This window comes from Pedobacter sp. UYP24 (assembly GCF_054057295.1).
Map to the genome: position 1 here is coordinate 752728 of NZ_JBSRZD010000002.1, position 17596 is coordinate 770323.

At 38.1% G+C, this 17596-nt stretch carries 19 protein-coding genes; 11 read left to right on the forward strand and 8 right to left on the reverse strand.

Going from position 1 to position 17596, the window contains the following annotated elements; translation table 11 throughout:
* Positions 1–26 precede the first annotated feature (26 nt).
* Positions 27–575: a C40 family peptidase gene (locus ACVWYN_RS08020; protein ID WP_457288318.1), complete on the forward strand. Its 549-nt coding sequence runs from the start codon at positions 27–29 to the stop codon at positions 573–575.
* 15 nt (positions 576–590) lie between these two features.
* Here ACVWYN_RS08020 and ACVWYN_RS08025 read toward each other — a convergent pair whose 3' ends face one another.
* On the reverse strand, positions 591–1478 hold the full coding sequence (locus tag ACVWYN_RS08025) for a flavin reductase family protein (RefSeq protein ID WP_457288319.1): 888 nt from the start codon (positions 1476–1478) through the stop codon (positions 591–593).
* A gap of 17 nt (positions 1479–1495) precedes the next feature.
* Positions 1496–2491 (reverse strand): fumarylacetoacetate hydrolase family protein, encoded by a 996-nt coding sequence (locus tag ACVWYN_RS08030; protein WP_457288320.1) that lies wholly within the window; start codon positions 2489–2491, stop codon positions 1496–1498.
* Positions 2492–2819: 328 nt separating this feature from the next.
* Here ACVWYN_RS08030 and ACVWYN_RS08035 point away from each other — a divergent pair, with 328 nt between their 5' ends.
* The 4 genes from ACVWYN_RS08035 (at position 2820) to ACVWYN_RS08050 (ending at position 6192) form a co-directional block, all read left to right on the forward strand.
* A complete protein-coding gene (locus ACVWYN_RS08035) occupies positions 2820–3728 on the forward strand; it encodes a homogentisate 1,2-dioxygenase (protein ID WP_457288321.1) in 909 nt (302 codons plus the stop codon).
* Positions 3698–3973 (forward strand): homogentisate 1,2-dioxygenase domain-containing protein, encoded by a 276-nt coding sequence (locus tag ACVWYN_RS08040; protein WP_457288372.1) that lies wholly within the window; start codon positions 3698–3700, stop codon positions 3971–3973. The genes ACVWYN_RS08035 and ACVWYN_RS08040 overlap by 31 nt, the downstream gene beginning before the upstream one ends.
* Positions 3974–4003: 30 nt before the next feature.
* Positions 4004–5134, forward strand: a complete 1131-nt coding sequence (gene hppD / locus ACVWYN_RS08045) for a 4-hydroxyphenylpyruvate dioxygenase (RefSeq protein WP_457288322.1) — start codon at positions 4004–4006, stop codon at positions 5132–5134.
* Positions 5135–5271: 137 nt separating this feature from the next.
* Positions 5272–6192: a YihY/virulence factor BrkB family protein gene (locus ACVWYN_RS08050; RefSeq protein ID WP_457288323.1), complete on the forward strand. Its 921-nt coding sequence runs from the start codon at positions 5272–5274 to the stop codon at positions 6190–6192.
* Here ACVWYN_RS08050 and ACVWYN_RS08055 read toward each other — a convergent pair.
* Both ACVWYN_RS08055 and ACVWYN_RS08060 read right to left on the reverse strand, forming a co-directional pair.
* Complete coding sequence (locus tag ACVWYN_RS08055; RefSeq protein ID WP_457288324.1) at positions 6189–6470, reverse strand: hypothetical protein; 282 nt, start codon at positions 6468–6470, stop codon at positions 6189–6191. The genes ACVWYN_RS08050 and ACVWYN_RS08055 overlap by 4 nt on opposite strands.
* A 109-nt stretch (positions 6471–6579) precedes the next feature.
* Positions 6580–7167 (reverse strand): porin family protein, encoded by a 588-nt coding sequence (locus ACVWYN_RS08060; protein WP_457288325.1) that lies wholly within the window; start codon positions 7165–7167, stop codon positions 6580–6582.
* A 148-nt stretch (positions 7168–7315) separates the two neighbouring features.
* Between ACVWYN_RS08060 and ACVWYN_RS08065 the strand changes: the two genes are divergently transcribed.
* Positions 7316–9082, forward strand: a complete 1767-nt coding sequence (locus ACVWYN_RS08065) for a histidine kinase N-terminal 7TM domain-containing protein (RefSeq protein ID WP_457288326.1) — start codon at positions 7316–7318, stop codon at positions 9080–9082.
* Between the two features lie 2 nt (positions 9083–9084).
* Here ACVWYN_RS08065 and ACVWYN_RS08070 read toward each other — a convergent pair whose 3' ends face one another.
* The gene (locus tag ACVWYN_RS08070; RefSeq protein WP_457288327.1) at positions 9085–9384 is read right to left on the reverse strand and encodes a hypothetical protein; all 300 of its coding nucleotides are present in this window, start codon (positions 9382–9384) and stop codon (positions 9085–9087) included.
* 183 nt (positions 9385–9567) lie between these two features.
* Between ACVWYN_RS08070 and ACVWYN_RS08075 the strand changes: the two genes are divergently transcribed.
* Entirely contained in the window at positions 9568–10713 is a 1146-nt protein-coding gene (locus tag ACVWYN_RS08075; RefSeq protein WP_457288328.1) for a tetratricopeptide repeat protein, read from the forward strand.
* Here ACVWYN_RS08075 and ACVWYN_RS08080 read toward each other — a convergent pair whose 3' ends face one another.
* Positions 10714–11298, reverse strand: a complete 585-nt coding sequence (locus tag ACVWYN_RS08080) for a riboflavin synthase (RefSeq protein WP_457288329.1) — start codon at positions 11296–11298, stop codon at positions 10714–10716.
* Between the two features lie 107 nt (positions 11299–11405).
* Positions 11406–12431 (reverse strand): threonine aldolase family protein, encoded by a 1026-nt coding sequence (locus ACVWYN_RS08085; RefSeq protein ID WP_457288330.1) that lies wholly within the window; start codon positions 12429–12431, stop codon positions 11406–11408.
* Between the two features lie 358 nt (positions 12432–12789).
* Here ACVWYN_RS08085 and ACVWYN_RS08090 point away from each other — a divergent pair, with 358 nt between their 5' ends.
* On the forward strand, positions 12790–13647 hold the full coding sequence (locus ACVWYN_RS08090) for an N-acetylglucosamine kinase (RefSeq protein ID WP_457288331.1): 858 nt from the start codon (positions 12790–12792) through the stop codon (positions 13645–13647).
* 57 nt (positions 13648–13704) lie between these two features.
* Here ACVWYN_RS08090 and ACVWYN_RS08095 read toward each other — a convergent pair whose 3' ends face one another.
* The gene (locus ACVWYN_RS08095) at positions 13705–14394 is read right to left on the reverse strand and encodes an NUDIX hydrolase (RefSeq protein WP_457288332.1); all 690 of its coding nucleotides are present in this window, start codon (positions 14392–14394) and stop codon (positions 13705–13707) included.
* A gap of 325 nt (positions 14395–14719) precedes the next feature.
* Here ACVWYN_RS08095 and pfkA point away from each other — a divergent pair, with 325 nt between their 5' ends.
* Genes pfkA through gap form a run of 3 tightly spaced genes read left to right on the forward strand, consistent with a single transcriptional unit; the run spans position 14720 to position 17557 of the window.
* A complete protein-coding gene (gene pfkA / locus ACVWYN_RS08100) occupies positions 14720–15706 on the forward strand; it encodes a 6-phosphofructokinase (protein ID WP_457288333.1) in 987 nt (328 codons plus the stop codon).
* Positions 15707–15711: 5 nt separating this feature from the next.
* Positions 15712–16554: a hypothetical protein gene (locus tag ACVWYN_RS08105; protein ID WP_457288334.1), complete on the forward strand. Its 843-nt coding sequence runs from the start codon at positions 15712–15714 to the stop codon at positions 16552–16554.
* 4 nt (positions 16555–16558) lie between these two features.
* Entirely contained in the window at positions 16559–17557 is a 999-nt protein-coding gene (gene gap, locus ACVWYN_RS08110) for a type I glyceraldehyde-3-phosphate dehydrogenase (RefSeq protein ID WP_457288335.1), read from the forward strand.
* The last annotated feature ends 39 nt before the right edge of the window (positions 17558–17596 follow it).

Sequence of the window (17596 nt, forward strand, 5' to 3'; positions counted from 1 at the left end):
TTTATCTATATATTGGACTTATTGATATGAGGAAAACTTTTATACTTTTCAGTTTAATTTGTTTTAGTGTGTCGGTTGCAAAGTCGCAGACTACTATTCCAATTGAATACCAGCTGATGGTTAACAAGCTGATCAACAAGCTTCCTGAACAGAAGGAAAAGGAAACTACCAGCAAAAGCACCAATCCAAGCTCACTTCTTGACTTTGCAAAATCTATGCTGGGCATTCGTTATAGGGTAGCATCAAGCAGCCCCACACGTGGCTTTGATTGTTCTGGCTTTGTAAACTATGTATTCAGCAATTTTGGGTTTAAAGTACCACGTTCCTCAAGGGATTTCGCTGCAAGCAGTGAAGGTAAAAAAATTGAAGATGCAAAGATTGGAGATGTGATCTTATTTACCGGAACCGACAGCAGGTCTCGTACTCCAGGCCATGTTGGTATTGTTTATTCTATTAATGGTGATGAAGTAAAGTTTATACATTCTTCTTCAGGTAATGCACGCGGGGTTACCATTTCCAGTTTAGACGAAGGTTTCTATAAAAAGCGTTTCATCAAAGTGATCAGTATTCTTTAAGAGCTACCTTATCAATTACATCAATACAATCTTCAATGCCCCCCCAATATTTCCTTCTTTAATAAATCTTTGTGCAAGTTCATGTAGTTCCCGGTCGCGGGTTGATGGGTCTCCTATTGTAGCATCCATAATTTCCTTTACCTGTGGCAATCGCATCATAGCATCTATCTCTTCCTGAGTTGGCAGCATTTCATTGTTCCCTAGCAAACCAAGATCGTTTCCAGTCAATACCATAGATTGACGTACGTCTTTGGGTAGTGCATCTACCCCTATTCCTAAAGTAGTAAGCGGTTTAGGTACTTTAAAAAGATTATCTGCAGTAACGCGACAGTACCAATCTCCCCCTAATCTTGCCACCAAATCTATCTTTTCCTGATCAATCTTACCATCGGAATCCAAAATCTCTTCGTTAATGTGGATGAGCTTAATCTCTGCAAGAATAAGATTTCCAGCACCGGGATTTTCGCCAAAGCTTATCACCTCATTGATGATACACTCCATCTGCACAGGAGACTCCTTTACCCTTGGCGGTTTAACCAGTTGTGAACTGAGCATGGTAAAACCGGCCTTTTCAAATTCGTTAACACCTTTGGCATATTCTGTACTGGCCAGACTCATTTGCTGTACCATTGGGTAATTAACAATATTGATTACACATTCCTTTACTTCCAGCACATTGTCTAAAGTATGCTTGGTGGTATTATCCCTTACCCTTCTGGCTGGCGAAAAGATGCACAGCGGCGGGTTGGTACTGAACATGTTAAAGAAACTAAAAGGGCTGAGGTTGATGTTACCTGCCTTATCTATTGTTGTAGCAAAACAAATTGGTCGCGGCGCAATGGCATAATGAAGGTAGTTTTGCAATTGCGCCGCACTAAGATCTGAAGTTTTTATTGTTAACATTGGTACTAATTAGGAGACTATTTTTTTAGCGCAAGAATAGAGAAATCAGTATCCACCTTTTCAATGATACTACTTAACCGACCTAAACCCGTTATCTCCATTTCTACGATATCACCAGGTTGAAGCCATTGTGTTTTATAAGCAGGATCGTTTAACAAGCCAGTTCCGTTTAGTTCCAATAAGCATCCTGTGCCTACTGTGCCTGAACCTATTACATCGCCAGGCAGAAGATCAACGCCATAAGCACAACGTTCTATGATTTCTGCAAATGTCCAATCCATATCAGCCATGTTGCCTTCAGACAATTGAACACCATTAACAGTACAGGTCATTTTAAGATCGTATGCATTACCAGTATGGCCGTCTTTTGCTTTCGTTTTATAAGGTTCCAATTCCTCTGGAGTAACCAGCCATGGACCAATTACAGTAGAGAAATCCTTCCCTTTTGCAGGCCCAAGGTTTAACAGCATTTCTTCCATTTGCAGGGTTCTTGCGCTCATATCATTCATCACCATATAACCGGCAATATAACTATCGGCCTCTGCAGCGGTAACATTGCGCCCCTGCTTTCCAATTACTATGGCGACTTCAAGCTCATAGTCCAGCTTATCAAAATGATCGGGCATGCAGGCTATTTCTCCCGGACCTTGTATGGCATTATGGTTGGTGAAATAAAAGATGGGATACTGATCAAACTGCGGGATCATCTCCGCTTTACGATTTTTACGGGCGGCAGCAACATGCTGTCTAAATGCGTAACCATCTCTGCAAGACGTAGGATGCGGCACGGGCGCTAGCAGTTCAAAGAAAACTTCTTCTTTAGGCTCAATCTCTTTAGAGTTGATTTGCGCATTTACCTTTTTAGCGCGCTCCATTAATACTTCACCACCTTTTAAAAATTCTGCCATGTTATCAGGCAGTTGTTTATCGCAGGAGTTCAGGTTATAAATATGACCGTTTACAAAAACACCAAGGTGTTCTATGTCCTCCGTTTTATAAGATACCAGCTTCATATATGATTTAAATTAGGTTACTCAAAGCTATATAAAAATAGCCCAAAGGTGGTTATAAAACTAGCTATCCATTTAATAAATTATACAGCGTTTGCACTATGTGATATTAATTACCTAATTTAGCAGAATAATTAGATGACAAACTACGAAATCACATATCAGGATCAAATTGCAAGACAGGCACTGTCTTCTTTCAGGTATGCGATGTTGTCTAAGCTTATCTTCGCTCAGTATTCCTTTTCATAAGCCTAATTTCCGGCACTTCCTGTAAAACGTTATAGACGTTTTAATTGCTATTAATTTCTTATTAAAACTAATTACCTCAACTATGCCTGTTTATCATACGTTAGGAAACATACCTGCCAAGCGCCATACTATTTTTCGTAAACCTGATGGCAAGCTATATGCAGAGGAGCTCGTATCAACAGAAGGTTTTTCCAGTCTCTATTCGCTGGTTTATCATTGTTATCCGCCAACGATTGTCAAGTCTCTTGGGGAGCCCTATAGTGTTGAACCAAAGATTGCGCGGGAGAAACACTTGAAGCATACCAGCTTAATTGGTTTTAATATTAAACCAGAAGATGATTACCTGGAAAGTAGGAAGCCGGTATTGGTGAACAGCGACCTGCACATTTCATTAGCTGCACCAAAAAAATCTATGACTGATTACTTTTACAAGAACAGTCAGGCTGATGAGGTGATTTTCATTCATGAGGGTACAGGAACATTGAAGACTGGTTTCGGGAAGATTACTTTTAAATATGGCGATTACCTGGTAATACCACGTGGAACGATCTATCAGCTGCAATTTGACAATAAGCAGAACAGGCTTTTTATTGTGGAGAGCTTTAGTCCGATACGGACACCTAAGCGCTACCGCAATGAATACGGGCAGTTAATGGAACACTCGCCGTATTGTGAGCGCGACATCAGGAAACCAAAGGATTTGGAAACCATTGATGCGCATGGAGATTTTAAGGTATTGATTAAAAAACAAGGCTTGATCTATCCTTATATATACGGCACTCATCCATTTGATTTTGTGGGTTGGGATGGATTTCATTACCCATGGGCTTTCTCTATACACGACTTTGAACCCATAACCGGAAGGCTACATCAGCCACCTCCTGTACACCAAACCTTTGAGGGACATAATTTTGTAATCTGCTCGTTTGTACCCCGTAAGTACGACTACCATCCACTATTATCCCTGCTCCATATAACCACAGTAACGTAGACAGCGATGAGGTACTTTATTATGTAGACGGCGATTTTATGAGTCGCAAAAGTGTGGTAAAAGGCCAGATTACGCTACATCCGGGAGGCATACCCCATGGTCCGCATCCTGGCTCTGTAGAGAAATCTATAGGGAAGGAAAGCACAGATGAGCTTGCAGTAATGATAGACCCTTTTAGGCCATTAATGCTTACAGAATATGCGGTAAGCATTGAGGACGAAGACTATTATAAGAGCTGGCAATAAGAAACTAAACTGATCATAAAGAACGAAATAATGTCAACACAAACATTTGCAGAGAAAATTGCTAAAGCGCAAGATTTCCTTCCAATAAATGGGACGGATTATATTGAATTTTATGTAGGTAATGCCAAACAGGCTGCCCATTATTACAAAACAGCTTTTGGGTTTCAATCACTAGCCTATGCTGGGCCAGAAACAGGAATTCGTGATCGATCGTCCTATGTGCTTCAACAAGGGAAGATCAGGCTGGTATTAACATCTGGCCTTAAATCTGACAGTCCTATAGCTGCACATTCTTTAAAGCATGGGGATGGAGTTAAGATACTGGCACTTTGGGTAGATGATGCTTATAGCGCATTTGAAGAAACTACCAAAAGGGGCGCAAAGCCTTATGTAGCACCCTATACCCAGAAAGATGAACACGGAGAAGTGAGGATATCAGGCATATATACTTACGGAGAAACCGTGCACCTATTTATAGAAAGAAAGAATTATACAGGTACATTTTTACCCGGATATCAGGATTGGAACAGCAATTATAATCCTACAGATGCCGGCCTATTGTATATAGACCATTGTGTAGGAAATGTAGGATGGCATAGAATGGATGAAACTGTGAAGTGGTATGAAGAGGTGATGGGCTTTGTAAACATCCTATCATTTGATGATAAGCAGATCAATACAGAATACTCTGCCCTAATGAGTAAGGTAATGAGTAATGGCAACGGGTTTTCTAAATTCCCGATCAATGAGCCTGCGGAAGGAAAGAAGAAATCTCAGATTGAAGAGTATCTGGAATATCATGAAGGCGAAGGGGTGCAGCATATTGCGGTAGCAACTAAGGATATCCTTAGCACCGTTAGAACTTTAAAAGCTCGAGGGGTTGAGTTTTTAAGTGCACCCCCAGAAGCCTATTATAACATGATGCCAATAAGGGTGGGTGAAATTGATGAGGAAATAGCACAATTAAAAGAATTGGGTATACTGGTAGATTGCGACGAGGAAGGCTACCTGTTACAAATATTTACAAAACCTGTGGAAGACAGGCCAACATTATTTTTTGAGATCATCCAGCGAAAGGGAGCACAATCTTTTGGCGCAGGGAATTTCAAAGCGCTGTTCGAATCTTTAGAACGCGAGCAAGAGTTAAGGGGTAATTTATAAGATCTCTTATTCATTTGAAAACTGGGGAGGGCAGCTGTTGAATCGGCTGTCCTCTTTTTTATGGCTAGCTTTACTGTCTTAAATTACGCAGCCTAAAAAATAATTTGCTATTTTCGGGCTGTGATATCAAGGTGGGAATGACGAAAAACAACCTTAGCAGGACAAAAATTCTTTTTAGTAGACTTAAGATTGCCTTCGCGCTGTTTCAAAAAAATGACCCGTTACGCCTTGCTGGTGCTACGGCATTCTTCGCCAATTTTGCCTTACCGCCTATATTACTGATATTGATTAGGTTGTTTGGCTTTTTTATAGATAGGAAAATTTTGGCTTCCAGGTTATTTGAGCGGCTTGCAGATATTTTGGATGCTAGCAGTACACTGCAAATTAGGCAAACACTTAAAAACATTAGAGGTATAGACCATAAATGGTATGCCACACTGATCAGTTTTGTATTTTTTCTGTTTGTTGCCACCACCCTATTTAATGTAATTAAAAACTCCATGGACCAGATCTGGTCTATCGGTACCAGCGCCCAGTCTGGATTTCTGTTTAAGTTAAAGCTGCGGGCAAGGTCTATGGTGATCATTTTACTGGCCGGCATGTTATTTATAACAGGGTTTATGACAGACAGTATGCAGGCCTTTATTGGTGGATACATTAATAATGCATCTCCTACATTTGGCAGGATATTTCTATTAGCGCTGAATCAACTTTTATTTATAGCCATTGTGACAACCTGGTTTACCGTTTTGTTTAGGTACCTAACTAATGGCAGACCTACTTGGATAACTGCATTACGTGGAGGAATACTTACAGGAATACTATTCACCATAGGTAAATATATATTAAGAATCATGTTGCCACTGAGTGGCATTGGCAATATCTATGGAACTTCAGGTTCAATTGTACTGATTATGCTGTTCGTGTTTTATTCGTCCTTTATATTTTACTTTGGTGCTTGCTATGTAAAAATCCTGAGTGATTCAAGAGAAACACCAATACAGCCAATAAAAGGTACCTATAATTACGAGATCAAGGAAATCCCTAAAGAGTCTTAAGCAACTTTAGGTTGGTTGATCTGCTCAAATCCCTGCATTTCAAAAACTGCCAATTTGTTTAACAAGTTATAGTGAAGCGTACCAAAGAAATTGATAATACCTTGCTGGTTTCTACCTTCAATACAAATACTTTCTTTAACGATTTCGCGATGTCCAAGATTTTGGTCACTAAGGATAATGTCCTCGTCTTGTATTTTGACGTTGGCAGCATCAATTGAGAATTGTTTAAGCATTTCAAGGAAGCTTTGTCCATTTAGCAATAGTTCTTTGATTTTCATAACGGTTTAGGTTGAGTTAGTACAGAGCAATTATCAATTTTAAGACCAAAAAAAAGGGTAAACACCGAATGTTTACCCTTTTGAAAAAAATGTTGAAAACTTGTTTTTACTAGAATAATCTATACGCTAACCCAATAGTAAACAACTTTAGTTTTGTGTTGTTATAGCCGTTTTCTCCGATTTTAGAAAGGCCTTGCTCATACCGCACATCAAAACCTAATTTACTGATATCCACTCCTGCACCAAACTGCCATGCAAAATTCTGTCCTTTAAAGTTACCTGAGAATGCATTACCGGCTGCTTGTCCCAAAGACTGGTCATCACTTAATATAAAGGACACAACCGGACCTGTATTTAACCTTAGGCCAACACCCGCAGCACCAATCTTGGTACCAACCAATATAGGTAGATCTAAACTGGTAAACTTAACTTTGTTCTCTAAACCATTGGCGTCTTTAAGGGTGGTGTTTTTTCCACTCAAATACAATTCAGGCTGCAGGTGAATACCAGCCGCACCTATGCGTGTCCATACACCTACATAATACCCTGCTCGGTTGTCACTGCTGAAGGTATTGTCAGTACTTAGTTTTGACAGATTTGTTCCGGCTTTAATACCCATTTGAAAGCTTGGAAGGATCTGGCTTGAGGCTGCAAACCCGGCGCAAAGTAGTAATGTTGATAAAATAATTCTTTTCATATTATAGAGTTTAGTGCTCATTGGTTATTTATTTAAGTAAAAATAGGAATATTTTGAATTTAAAACTAATTGCTTACTTTTATATATCAAAGATGAATATTGATGTTTTTGTTTTAAATATACCTCTTATTCGAAATCAGGACTTGTAATGGATTTGAAATTTAATATCTACGCCCTCGTCCTGATCTTTTTCGGCAGTCTTACGCTCTTTTTATCCTATTATGTATATAGAAAAGAAGGCGGTGCGGTAAGGATATTTGGAATAATGATGTTAACGAACGCGATCTGGTCAATAGCCTATGGATTTGAGCTGGCCAGTTCTACGCTCAGTCAGATTAAATTCTTTATCAACATAGAATATATCGGCATTACCACGCTTCCCCTAATCTGGTTCTTATTCTGCCTGAATCTTGTAGGTAAGGAATGCTGGTACAAAAAACCACTAAATATTGGCCCTCTTGTGTTTGTGACGTTGCTGACTATAATATTGGTTTGGACTAACCAATACCATCATTTTTTTTACAACAGCCTTACCATGGATTATTCGGGCTATTTCCCGACAGTTAAGATCGGACCAGGAACTGGATACCATTTTTTTACCATTTACTTTTATGTGCTACTGGCTCTTGGCAACTATTTACTATTCGCTAAATTTAGAAAGGCAGACCCCATTTACAGGAATCAGAACTACCTGATCATAATTTCCTCACTTATTCCTTGGATAGCCAATATTTTCTATCTTATTGGTTTAAGGCCCATGGGGAATTTGGACATCACACCTTTTGCCTTTGCAGCCACTATCTTTTTGATTGCCATAGCCATATATAGATTTAAACTTTTTGATATTGTACCAGTTGCACGCGAAAAAGTTATGGACCTCATGCAGGACGGCTTTGTTATTCTGGATAACAAAAACCGGGTGATTGACTACAACCATGCTTTTAAAAAATACCTTACCTATATAAAAGAAAGCAATATCATTGGCACAAACATTAATGAATTGCTACCAGGCCAGCCTGACTTTTTAGGTTTTATAGAAGCGCACAAATCTGGTAAGCTAGAGCTAAAGGTAGAAAGCCAGGGAAACATCTATGATCTGGAAGCGGATATCGGCTATTTGAATGAAAACAAACTGAACAGTGAGGCCATTATCATTAAAATGCAGGACCTTACCCTACTGAGGCAGGATGCATTAAAATCTCAGCATCAAGCAGAAGAACTCAAAAGATTGAACCAGTTGAAAGACCGCATATTCTCCATCATTGCGCATGATTTGAGGGCTCCGCTGGTTAATTTGTCTGAAGTGCTGAAAATGATTTCTAACGACTTGATCACGCTGGAAGAGTTTAAAGAATTATCCCCCGTACTGAGTAAAGACATTTTATATACAACTGATCTCTTAGAGAACATCCTGCACTGGTCTAGAAGTCAGCTTAAAGGTTATGGCATTAATAAGGAGTTTTTTGATTTGAAAGGGCTGATTGTAAATGAGGTACACTACCACCTACCATCCGCGGAAGCGAAAAAGATCAATATTGTTCAGGACGTTTTTCCAGGTGAAATGGTTTACGCAGACAGGTTAATGATTCAGATCGTGATTAGAAATATCATTAACAACGCCATTAAATTCTGTAAGGAAGGTTGTGAGATCAATATATCTGCAGTTTACAGTAAAGCGCACATGATTAAGCTCTGTATTGAGGACAATGGCGTGGGGATGCCCACTGAGGTACTTGATAAACTTTTTAGCGGAGAGAACCTCTCTACAAGAGGCACAATGAATGAAAAGGGTACTGGCTTAGGATTGGTGGTTTGCAAAGAATTTATGGAAAGGAACGATGGCAATATCACAGTTACCAGTGAAAAAGGAAAAGGTGCAAAATTTTGTCTGCACCTTCCCGTTGATTCAAATTAATATTAATGACCAGTAACTTCGTCAATTGCTTGTTGCTCTTTTAAAGCATCAACATTATTTTTAGATCCAAATTTATCGGTTTTCTCTGCGAAATACTCTAAAATACTTTTGATGGTATCCAGGTTATCAGCAACACGCTGATGCATATCAGGAAGATCTTTATCAAGTTTCTTATCACTTAACTCAATATTATCTACTTCTATTTTACCTATCTTTTGTATGATTGCCTGCTGTGAATGTTGTAAGTCTTCCAGTTCTCTTACAATTTTTTCCATCAGCTCAAACTTCTTTAAAGTATCCATATTTTTGTTTTTAGTTAGATTATCAATTAATTACTTGAACAGTTAACCAATTACCTTGCCAAATCTTTTAATTAGGAGAATGGCCTGCATATTGTTAGTTTGTGAATAAGAGATAAAACAAAACACTAAAATTTGGAATAACAACAAATAACTAATATTTTAGTTATTTGTAATCTGTCTGCTATGAAAAAATTACTCCTCATTATAATAGCCTTTACTTTTTTTAATGCGTTTGCGCTTCAGGCACAGACGGCGACGAACAATGAGAAACTATTAGAGCTATATCAAACCCAAAAATATGGCGAAGCGGCTGCCTACCTGCAAAGTATTTATAAGGAAGATACTCAAGACCCAAAAGAACTGGCACAGCTGGCTTATGCAAATATGATGGCAGGCAGGCTACCTGATGCTGAAAAAAACTATTTAAAGTTGTATGCACTACAGCCTTCAAGTCTGGGCACACTATTTAGCTTAGCAAACATCAATATTAGAAGAGGGAATGATGAGAAAGCCAAAGGTTATTATACGGAAGCATTAAAACTGGACAGCGCAAACTTTAATGCTTATAAGCAATTGGCCATGCTGGAGAAAGGAGATAATACTACAACTAAGATCAGCTACCTAAAAAAAGCAAATGCGCTTAACCCCACAGATGCTGAAGTAACTTTTGAGCTTTGTGAACTTTATTTTAAAATGAACTTTTTTACTGAAGCCAGTAAAATCCTTGAGCCTGCATTAAAGGCAGATACCACGAACCTGCAGCTGCTGAAGATGAAAATGCCAATTAGCATGGCAAATAAGAAATACGATGAATCAATTGCCACCGGACTTAAACTACTGAGCTATAGTGACAGTGCTACTTTTGTTCTAAATAACCTTGCTAAGTCGTATTTCCTGCTGCTGGATTACAAAAATGCTTTAAAATATTTCCTCCTCATTAAGGATAAATCTTTCGATAATGAAGGTCTTTTATACAATATTGGATTAAGTTACCGCGGCATCAAAGACTATAAAAATGCAGCTCCTTATTTTGAAAAGGCCATAAAAGAAGGTATATCAAACAAAATAGCTTCGTACTACGGAATACTTGGAGACTCTTTTGAAGAGATTGGCAAGAATGAAGATGCCAACGTGGCTTATAAGCGGGGGTTGTTATTTGAAAACAATGGCAGCTTACTTTATAACATTGCTTTGGTGTATGAAACCAAACTTAATGATAAGAAAAATGCAATAAGTTATTATGACCAATACCTTAAAACGATTAATGAAAAAGAGCAACCAAAGCTTATCATTTTTATAAAGAATAAGATTGCTGATCTAAAAAAGTAGTTATCGTTTTATCAATCTGGCAACATATTTTCCTATGATATCAAATTCGATATTCACAATGTCGTTCACCTGTACATCCTGAAGATTAGTATGTTCAAAAGTATAAGGGATAATAAAAACAGAGAACGCATCATCTGCTGATGAAACAACAGTGAGACTGATTCCGTTTATGCAAATAGAGCCTTTCTCTACAGTAACGTTATCTTTAGCTGTGTCATACTGAAAGCGGTATTCCCAGCTTCCGTCCAGTTCAGTTCTTTTAATACAAACCGCAGTTTGATCAACGTGACCTTGTACGATATGTCCGTCTAATCTGCCGTTCATTTGCATACACCTTTCCAGGTTAACTTTACTCCCTGTATTTAAACTGCTCAGATTTGACTTTTGAAGTGTTTCATCAATAGCAGTCACGGTGTGACTATTCTCATCCAACCTAACTACGGTAAGACAAACACCATTGTGGGCAACACTTTGGTCTACCTTTAGCGCTGAACTTATTGCAGAAGAAATTGTATAGTGCACATTGGTACCATCTTTAACGATTTCGGTAACGTGGCCAAGAGTCTCAATTATACCTGTAAACATATTATTATTAAAATTTGAGCTTGTTGCTGTATCACAAATTTCCCAAATTTAAGTATGGTTTTAATACCTGCAATGTCATATTCATCAATCGTCCATTAGGATGATTTTCATTTTAAGCTTTTAATGATGGCTATAGCCCTATCGATCAATGAAGATGAAATGCCCAAATGAGTAACCATTCTGATGGTTTTGTTGCTCGTGGTATTGCAGGCCAACCCTTTAGTTGCAAGAAGCTCCACAATTTCAGTAGCTTTAAAATTGGATGATACTTCAAAAATCACGATATTAGTTTCAACCGGCATCACATCTACTACATAACTAGTATCCAACAAAGCAGCTGCAAGAGCCTTTGCGTGCTGATGATCGATAGCCAATCGATCAATATGATGGTCTAATGCATAAATGCCTGCTGCTGCCAGAAAACCGGCCTGCCTCATTCCCCCACCGAACACCTTTCTGATCTTAGTAGCTCTTTTTATGGTTTCTTTAGATCCTAATAATACTGAGCCCACTGGAGCACCAAGCCCTTTAGAAAGACATACAGAAATGCCATCAAAATATTGTCCGTAGTCTCTTGCCTGATCTCCGGTTGCAATGAGTGCATTAAATATCCTTGCACCATCTAGGTGTAACTTCAGGCCTTCAGCTTTACAAAGTGTACTGATGAGCTCTATTTGGGAGCGTTTATAACATGAGCCACCCCCTTTATTTACCGTATTTTCCAATACCACCAGCGTAGAATCAGGATAGTGGATATTGGGTTCGTTAATTTCGGGTGCTATCATTTGGGGAGTAAGTATCCCACGCGGACCGTTGAGTAATCGAACGGAAGACAAAGAATGGTAAGCAATTCCTCCGCCCTCATAACGGTAAACATGCGCTGTTTGGTCGCATATTACTTCATCCATTGGCTTTGTAAAGCACTTAATAGCAATCTGATTGGTCATAGTGCCCGAAGGGCAGAATAGACCAGCCTCCATATTGAATATACCAGAAAGTTTTGCCTCTAATGCCGTTACTGTTTCATCTTCTCCAAACACATCATCACCAACTTTTGCAGCCATCATTGCATCCAGCATTCCTGCTGTTGGCTTTGTAACCGTATCACTTCTTAAATCAACCAATATTTCCATAAAATTCAATGAATACAAATATTCATTTTTTTTGTTTTAATAAGGTCAGGTTAAAATAAAAAGGAAAGATAAGAATCCTTTTTCACTGTCTTAACAGCAATATCTGATACTTTTTTAAACTGTAAAAAGGAAGAGAAAATTTTTAATTTGGAAATTAAAATAACAAGTGTATTTTAGCTTAGTGTTTATTTAACAATATGGTAACACAAAAACTACGAGCATTGTGGTAAAAAACGGCTTTTTTAGCATTTTTAGCGCATAAAAACTTTAAACAACCAAAACTAAAAGACAAAATTTATGAAAGAAAACCAGGTACAGGCAGTCGGATTGTTTACTTTTATTCTAAATTCTAAGTAAAATGATAGTTATTGCAGATGGTGGTTCAACCAAGACCAATTGGTGTTTAATTAACGAGGCGGGAAGAAAAATCCTTTTTAACACGGAAGGCTATAACCCTTATTTTTCAAGTGAAGAATACATTGTGGAATCTTTAAACAATTCTTTACCAGATCACTTAGAAAAAGAAAAACTTACAGAAGTTCATTATTATGGCGCGGGCTGTTCTACGGATGCAAAACGTAAAATAGTTTACGACGCAATGAAGCAGGTTTTTACAGGCGCTGATGTTCGCATTGGGCATGATTTATTAGCATCTTGTCGCGCATTGCTTGGAGATGAGCCGGGCTTTGCTGCTATTTTAGGCACAGGCACAAACTCTTGTCTTTATGACGGCACAGACATTAGCCTGAACATCGACTCTTTAGGTTACTTTTTAGGTGATGAAGGAAGCGGATGTTATATCGGCAAGAGAATCCTTTCTGACTATATGAAGGGTTACATGCCTAAAGGACTGAGAGAGAGCTTTTATGATAATTTTGCACTTACAAACGAAGACATATTCGACAATATCTACAACAAACCATTACCTAACCGTTTTTGCGCGAACTTCAGTAAATTCCTTTACGACTTCAAAGACAGTTATGAAGATTATACCTATAACACGATTGTTCATGCATTTACAGCGTTCTTTGAGAACCTGGTAATTCATTATCCAAACTATAAAGACTACAAACTAAATTGTGTGGGCTCTGTTGGATACAGCTTTAGAGACATTCTAAGTGTTGTTGCTGATAAATATGAAATGGGAATTGGAAAGATCATCAGATCCCCTATAGATGATTTGGTAGATTACCATTTGCGTATTGCAAACAAATAAAAACTAAAAAGCCCTGAACTATTGTTCCGGGCTTTTTAGTTTTTATTGATGCCAAAATTAAAATGATATCTCTTTACCGAATAATTTGGCATATTTCTTCTTATCGAACTTGTACAAGGTTGCTGCCCTGAAAGAAACACCTTGCTGCTTTTCTTCAAGATCTTTTAAAACGCCAAAACTGAGCATCTTCTTTCTAAAATTACGCTTATCTAATTTTTTACTTAGAATCACTTCGTAAACGTTCTGCAATTGGGTTAGCGTAAATTTCTCGGGCAATAGTTCAAATGCTATTGGCTGATGCTTAATCCTTCTTTTTATCTTTTCCAATCCAGTTTCAAAAATCTCCTTATGATCGAAAGCTAGTTTGGGTAAGTCTTTGACATCTATCCAGTTTGCTTTTTTAGCATAAGTACTGATTGGTTTAACTGCTTTATCACCACCCAATCTTAAAAGGGCATAATAAGCAATACTAACCACCCGCCCCTGTGGGTGACGGTTTACATCTCCGAAAGTATAACACTGCTCCATATAAATGTTAGACAAACCTGTTAGTTCGTTTAATATCCTGGCTGCTGATTGATCTAAACTTTCCTGTTCTCCAACAATGTTACCCGGCAAAGCCCACCAGTCTTTAAATGGTTCTTCATTTCTTTCGATCAAAAGAATTTTCAATTCTCCACCATCAAACCCGAATACAACGCAGTCGATGGAGAAAGTGGAATCAAATTTTGGTAAAATTTCGCTCAAAATATTTATTGTTTATTGAATCATTAATTTATTGTATCGTTTGAAAGCCCTATTCTGCAAATATATATTGATTCTCATGAACCGAATAAGGAATAATTCAGAAAAATAGGAATTTTAAACCGAAAATAACAAAATGATTATTTTAAAGGATTAAGCGGATTTAAAAGCCGCTTTTTATTTAGTAACAAGATAGGTACTATAAACTAAAACTTTAAAAGCGATCTTTAAAATATAAACCCAATTTAATGCACTTGCTCCTAATTACATAAAAAATACAAATAAAATTACTTAGTGTAAAAATTACACCTTATATTCGTGTATAATTATGAAACCAAATATCAAAAATATTGCTGTACTTACATCAGGCGGCGATGCTCCAGGAATGAATGCCTGCATTAGAGCAGTTGTTCGTACGGGAATATACAATGGTGTAAATATGTTTGGCGTTTTGCAGGGTTACCAGGGATTAATAAATGATAATATTATTCCAATGGATGCAAGGTCCGTAAGTAATACGATACACATGGGCGGCACCATATTAAAAACTGCCCGCTGTTTAGAATTCAAAACCGATGAAGGGATGGAAATTGCCTTCAAAAATCTTCAGGCCCGTGATATTGACGGACTCGTTGTTATAGGTGGTGATGGTACTTTTACCGGTGCTCAGCGTTTTGGCAAAAAGTTTGGCGTGCGTGTTATGGGTGTGCCTGGTACAATAGACAATGACCTTTACGGTTCTGATTTTACATTAGGATACGATACTGCAATAAATACAGTAATTGAAGCCATTGATAAGATTAGGGACACAGCAGATTCTCATGATCGACTCTTCTTTATAGAAGTAATGGGTAGGGACTCTGGCTGTATAGCATTGAGAAGCGGCATAGCAAGTGGCGCAGAAGCTGTTCTGTTACCTGAAAAAGAAACCAGCCTGGATGAGCTTATTGTCCAACTGGAATCTGGAGCATCGACTAAAAAATCTTCAAGTATCGTTATCGTATCTGAAGGTAATAAATTTGGTGGGGCTTACGATATTGCAAAGAAGGTTAAAGAACGTTTTAACCATTATGATACAAAAGTGACTATCTTAGGGCACCTGCAACGCGGAGGTAGTCCGAGTAGTTTTGATAGGATATTGGGGAGCAGACTCGGTTTCGCTGCAGTAAACGAGCTTTTAAAAGGCAATACCATGCATATGGTTGGGCTAAGGGGTAACAACATTGAAACAACAAGTATTGAGGAAGCACTTACTAGGCATTTCTTTAAATTGGAAAGTGACTTATTAGAAATGACAAAAGTATTGTCAATATAAAAAAAATGGTAGCAGTAGTATACAGCGGTTCTAAAACTGCTTTCTGGAAAATTGCCAGAGATGGAAAAACCATCGCTGACTGTACTATGCCCGGCATTAACCCTTGCTTTAACGATCAAAAGACCATCCTTCAGTTTCTAAATAAAAAAACCACTTTAATCAATCACGCAGAAAGCATTAAAAAGATCTATGTTTTTGCTGCCGGGGCATCTTCAAAAGAAAGAAGAGAAGAACTAGCACAGACTTTGGGGCTGTTTTTTAAAAACAGCAAAATTAAAGTGCGTGACGATGTTTATGGAGCTGCAATTTCTGCATGTTACAATCATGGTGGAATTGTTGGGATCCTAGGTAGCGGGGCCAATTGTGCCTATTTTGATGGCAAAAAGCTAGAGAAGAACAATTTTGGACTAGGCTTTGTACTCGGCGATGAGGGGTCTGCAAATTATCTCGGCAAAATCGTATTAAAGAAATTCATTCAACATAAACTACCGAAGGAGCTGCAAGCTGAATTCTCGGCAAAGTACAACTTAGACAGGCCTCAAGTTCTGGATAGGATTTATAAGAAACCGATGGTGCAGCAATTTCTGAGTTCCTTTTTTGATTTCTTCCTGGAGCACAGAGATCATCCTTTTATAATGAACATCTTAGAAAACGCCTTCGAGAACTATTTTACTACATACCTTTTGCCAACTATAAAGTTACATCCAGAAAAAGAGATACATTTTGTAGGCATTGTGGCAGGAAACTTCCAGCAAGAGTTGCGCGCGATAGCAAAAAAACATGGTCTGGAAATTACATCAATTACTAAAGAACCCATATACAATCTATTAAACTACTATTCAAATTAATAAAATGAGCAAAATTGGAATAAACGGCTTTGGCCGTATCGGCAGACTGGTATTTAGAGCTGCTTTGAAAAGAGGATTAGACGTCGTTGCAATTAACGATCTTGTTGAGCCAGAATACATGGCTTATATGTTGAAATATGACTCTACTCATGGTCGTTTTGATGGCACAATTGCTGTTGAGAACGGACATCTAGTGGTAAACGGCAAAACAATCCGTATCACTGCTGAAAGAGACCCTTCTAACTTGAAATGGGATGAAGTAGGTGTTGAAACAGTAATCGAATCTACTGGTTTATTCTTAACTCAGGTAGATGGGCAAAAGCATATTGATGCCGGCGCAAAAAGAGTAGTATTCTCTGCACCAGCAAAAGATGATACCCCTACTTATGTAATGGGCGTAAATCATGAAAAATTAACTGCAGATCAAACTATCGTTTCAAATGCATCTTGTACTACAAATTGTTTAGCTCCTATTGCTAAGGTATTGAATGATAATTTTGGTATTGTTGAAGGTTTAATGAGCACAATCCATGCTGTAACTGCAACTCAAAAAACAGTTGATAGTCCATCGGCTAAAGATTGGAGAGGTGGTCGCGGTGGTTTCTCAAACATCATCCCTTCATCAACCGGCGCTGCAAAAGCTGTTGGCTTGGTTCTTCCTGAATTAAAAGGTAAATTAACAGGCATGTCTTTCCGCGTACCGGTATCTGACGTTTCTGTTGTCGATTTAACTGTTCGTTTGGAAAAACCTGCTACTTATGAAGACATTAAAAAAGCGATGAAAGACGCCTCTGAAGGTGCTTTGAAAGGTGTATTGGCATATACTGAAGATGAAGTTGTTTCATCTGATTTTATCGGAGATCCACATGCTTCAATTTTTGATGCAAAGGCTGGTATCTCATTAAGTGATCACTTCGTGAAAGTGGTTTCATGGTACGATAACGAATGGGGTTATTCAAATGCACTTGCAAAATTCGTTGAATATTACGGAACCTTAAAATAAAAACCATTTAGGTCTATATTTTATCTTAAATAAAAAGGG

What these genes read in the sequence shown, in the direction of transcription:
- ACVWYN_RS08020 (WP_457288318.1), top strand. Translation starts at nt 27, where the DNA reads ATGAGGAAAACTTTTATACTTTTCAGTTTAATTTGTTTTAGTGTGTCG.
- ACVWYN_RS08025 (WP_457288319.1), bottom strand. Translation starts at nt 1,478, where the DNA reads ATGTTAACAATAAAAACTTCAGATCTTAGTGCGGCGCAATTGCAAAAC.
- ACVWYN_RS08030 (WP_457288320.1), bottom strand. Translation starts at nt 2,491, where the DNA reads ATGAAGCTGGTATCTTATAAAACGGAGGACATAGAACACCTTGGTGTT.
- ACVWYN_RS08035 (WP_457288321.1), top strand. Translation starts at nt 2,820, where the DNA reads ATGCCTGTTTATCATACGTTAGGAAACATACCTGCCAAGCGCCATACT.
- hppD (WP_457288322.1), top strand. Translation starts at nt 4,004, where the DNA reads ATGTCAACACAAACATTTGCAGAGAAAATTGCTAAAGCGCAAGATTTC.
- ACVWYN_RS08050 (WP_457288323.1), top strand. Translation starts at nt 5,272, where the DNA reads ATGACGAAAAACAACCTTAGCAGGACAAAAATTCTTTTTAGTAGACTT.
- ACVWYN_RS08055 (WP_457288324.1), bottom strand. Translation starts at nt 6,470, where the DNA reads ATGAAAATCAAAGAACTATTGCTAAATGGACAAAGCTTCCTTGAAATG.
- ACVWYN_RS08060 (WP_457288325.1), bottom strand. Translation starts at nt 7,167, where the DNA reads ATGAAAAGAATTATTTTATCAACATTACTACTTTGCGCCGGGTTTGCA.
- ACVWYN_RS08065 (WP_457288326.1), top strand. Translation starts at nt 7,316, where the DNA reads ATGGATTTGAAATTTAATATCTACGCCCTCGTCCTGATCTTTTTCGGC.
- ACVWYN_RS08070 (WP_457288327.1), bottom strand. Translation starts at nt 9,384, where the DNA reads ATGGATACTTTAAAGAAGTTTGAGCTGATGGAAAAAATTGTAAGAGAA.
- ACVWYN_RS08075 (WP_457288328.1), top strand. Translation starts at nt 9,568, where the DNA reads ATGAAAAAATTACTCCTCATTATAATAGCCTTTACTTTTTTTAATGCG.
- ACVWYN_RS08080 (WP_457288329.1), bottom strand. Translation starts at nt 11,298, where the DNA reads ATGTTTACAGGTATAATTGAGACTCTTGGCCACGTTACCGAAATCGTT.
- ACVWYN_RS08085 (WP_457288330.1), bottom strand. Translation starts at nt 12,431, where the DNA reads ATGGAAATATTGGTTGATTTAAGAAGTGATACGGTTACAAAGCCAACA.
- ACVWYN_RS08090 (WP_457288331.1), top strand. Translation starts at nt 12,790, where the DNA reads ATGATAGTTATTGCAGATGGTGGTTCAACCAAGACCAATTGGTGTTTA.
- pfkA (WP_457288333.1), top strand. Translation starts at nt 14,720, where the DNA reads ATGAAACCAAATATCAAAAATATTGCTGTACTTACATCAGGCGGCGAT.
- ACVWYN_RS08105 (WP_457288334.1), top strand. Translation starts at nt 15,712, where the DNA reads ATGGTAGCAGTAGTATACAGCGGTTCTAAAACTGCTTTCTGGAAAATT.
- gap (WP_457288335.1), top strand. Translation starts at nt 16,559, where the DNA reads ATGAGCAAAATTGGAATAAACGGCTTTGGCCGTATCGGCAGACTGGTA.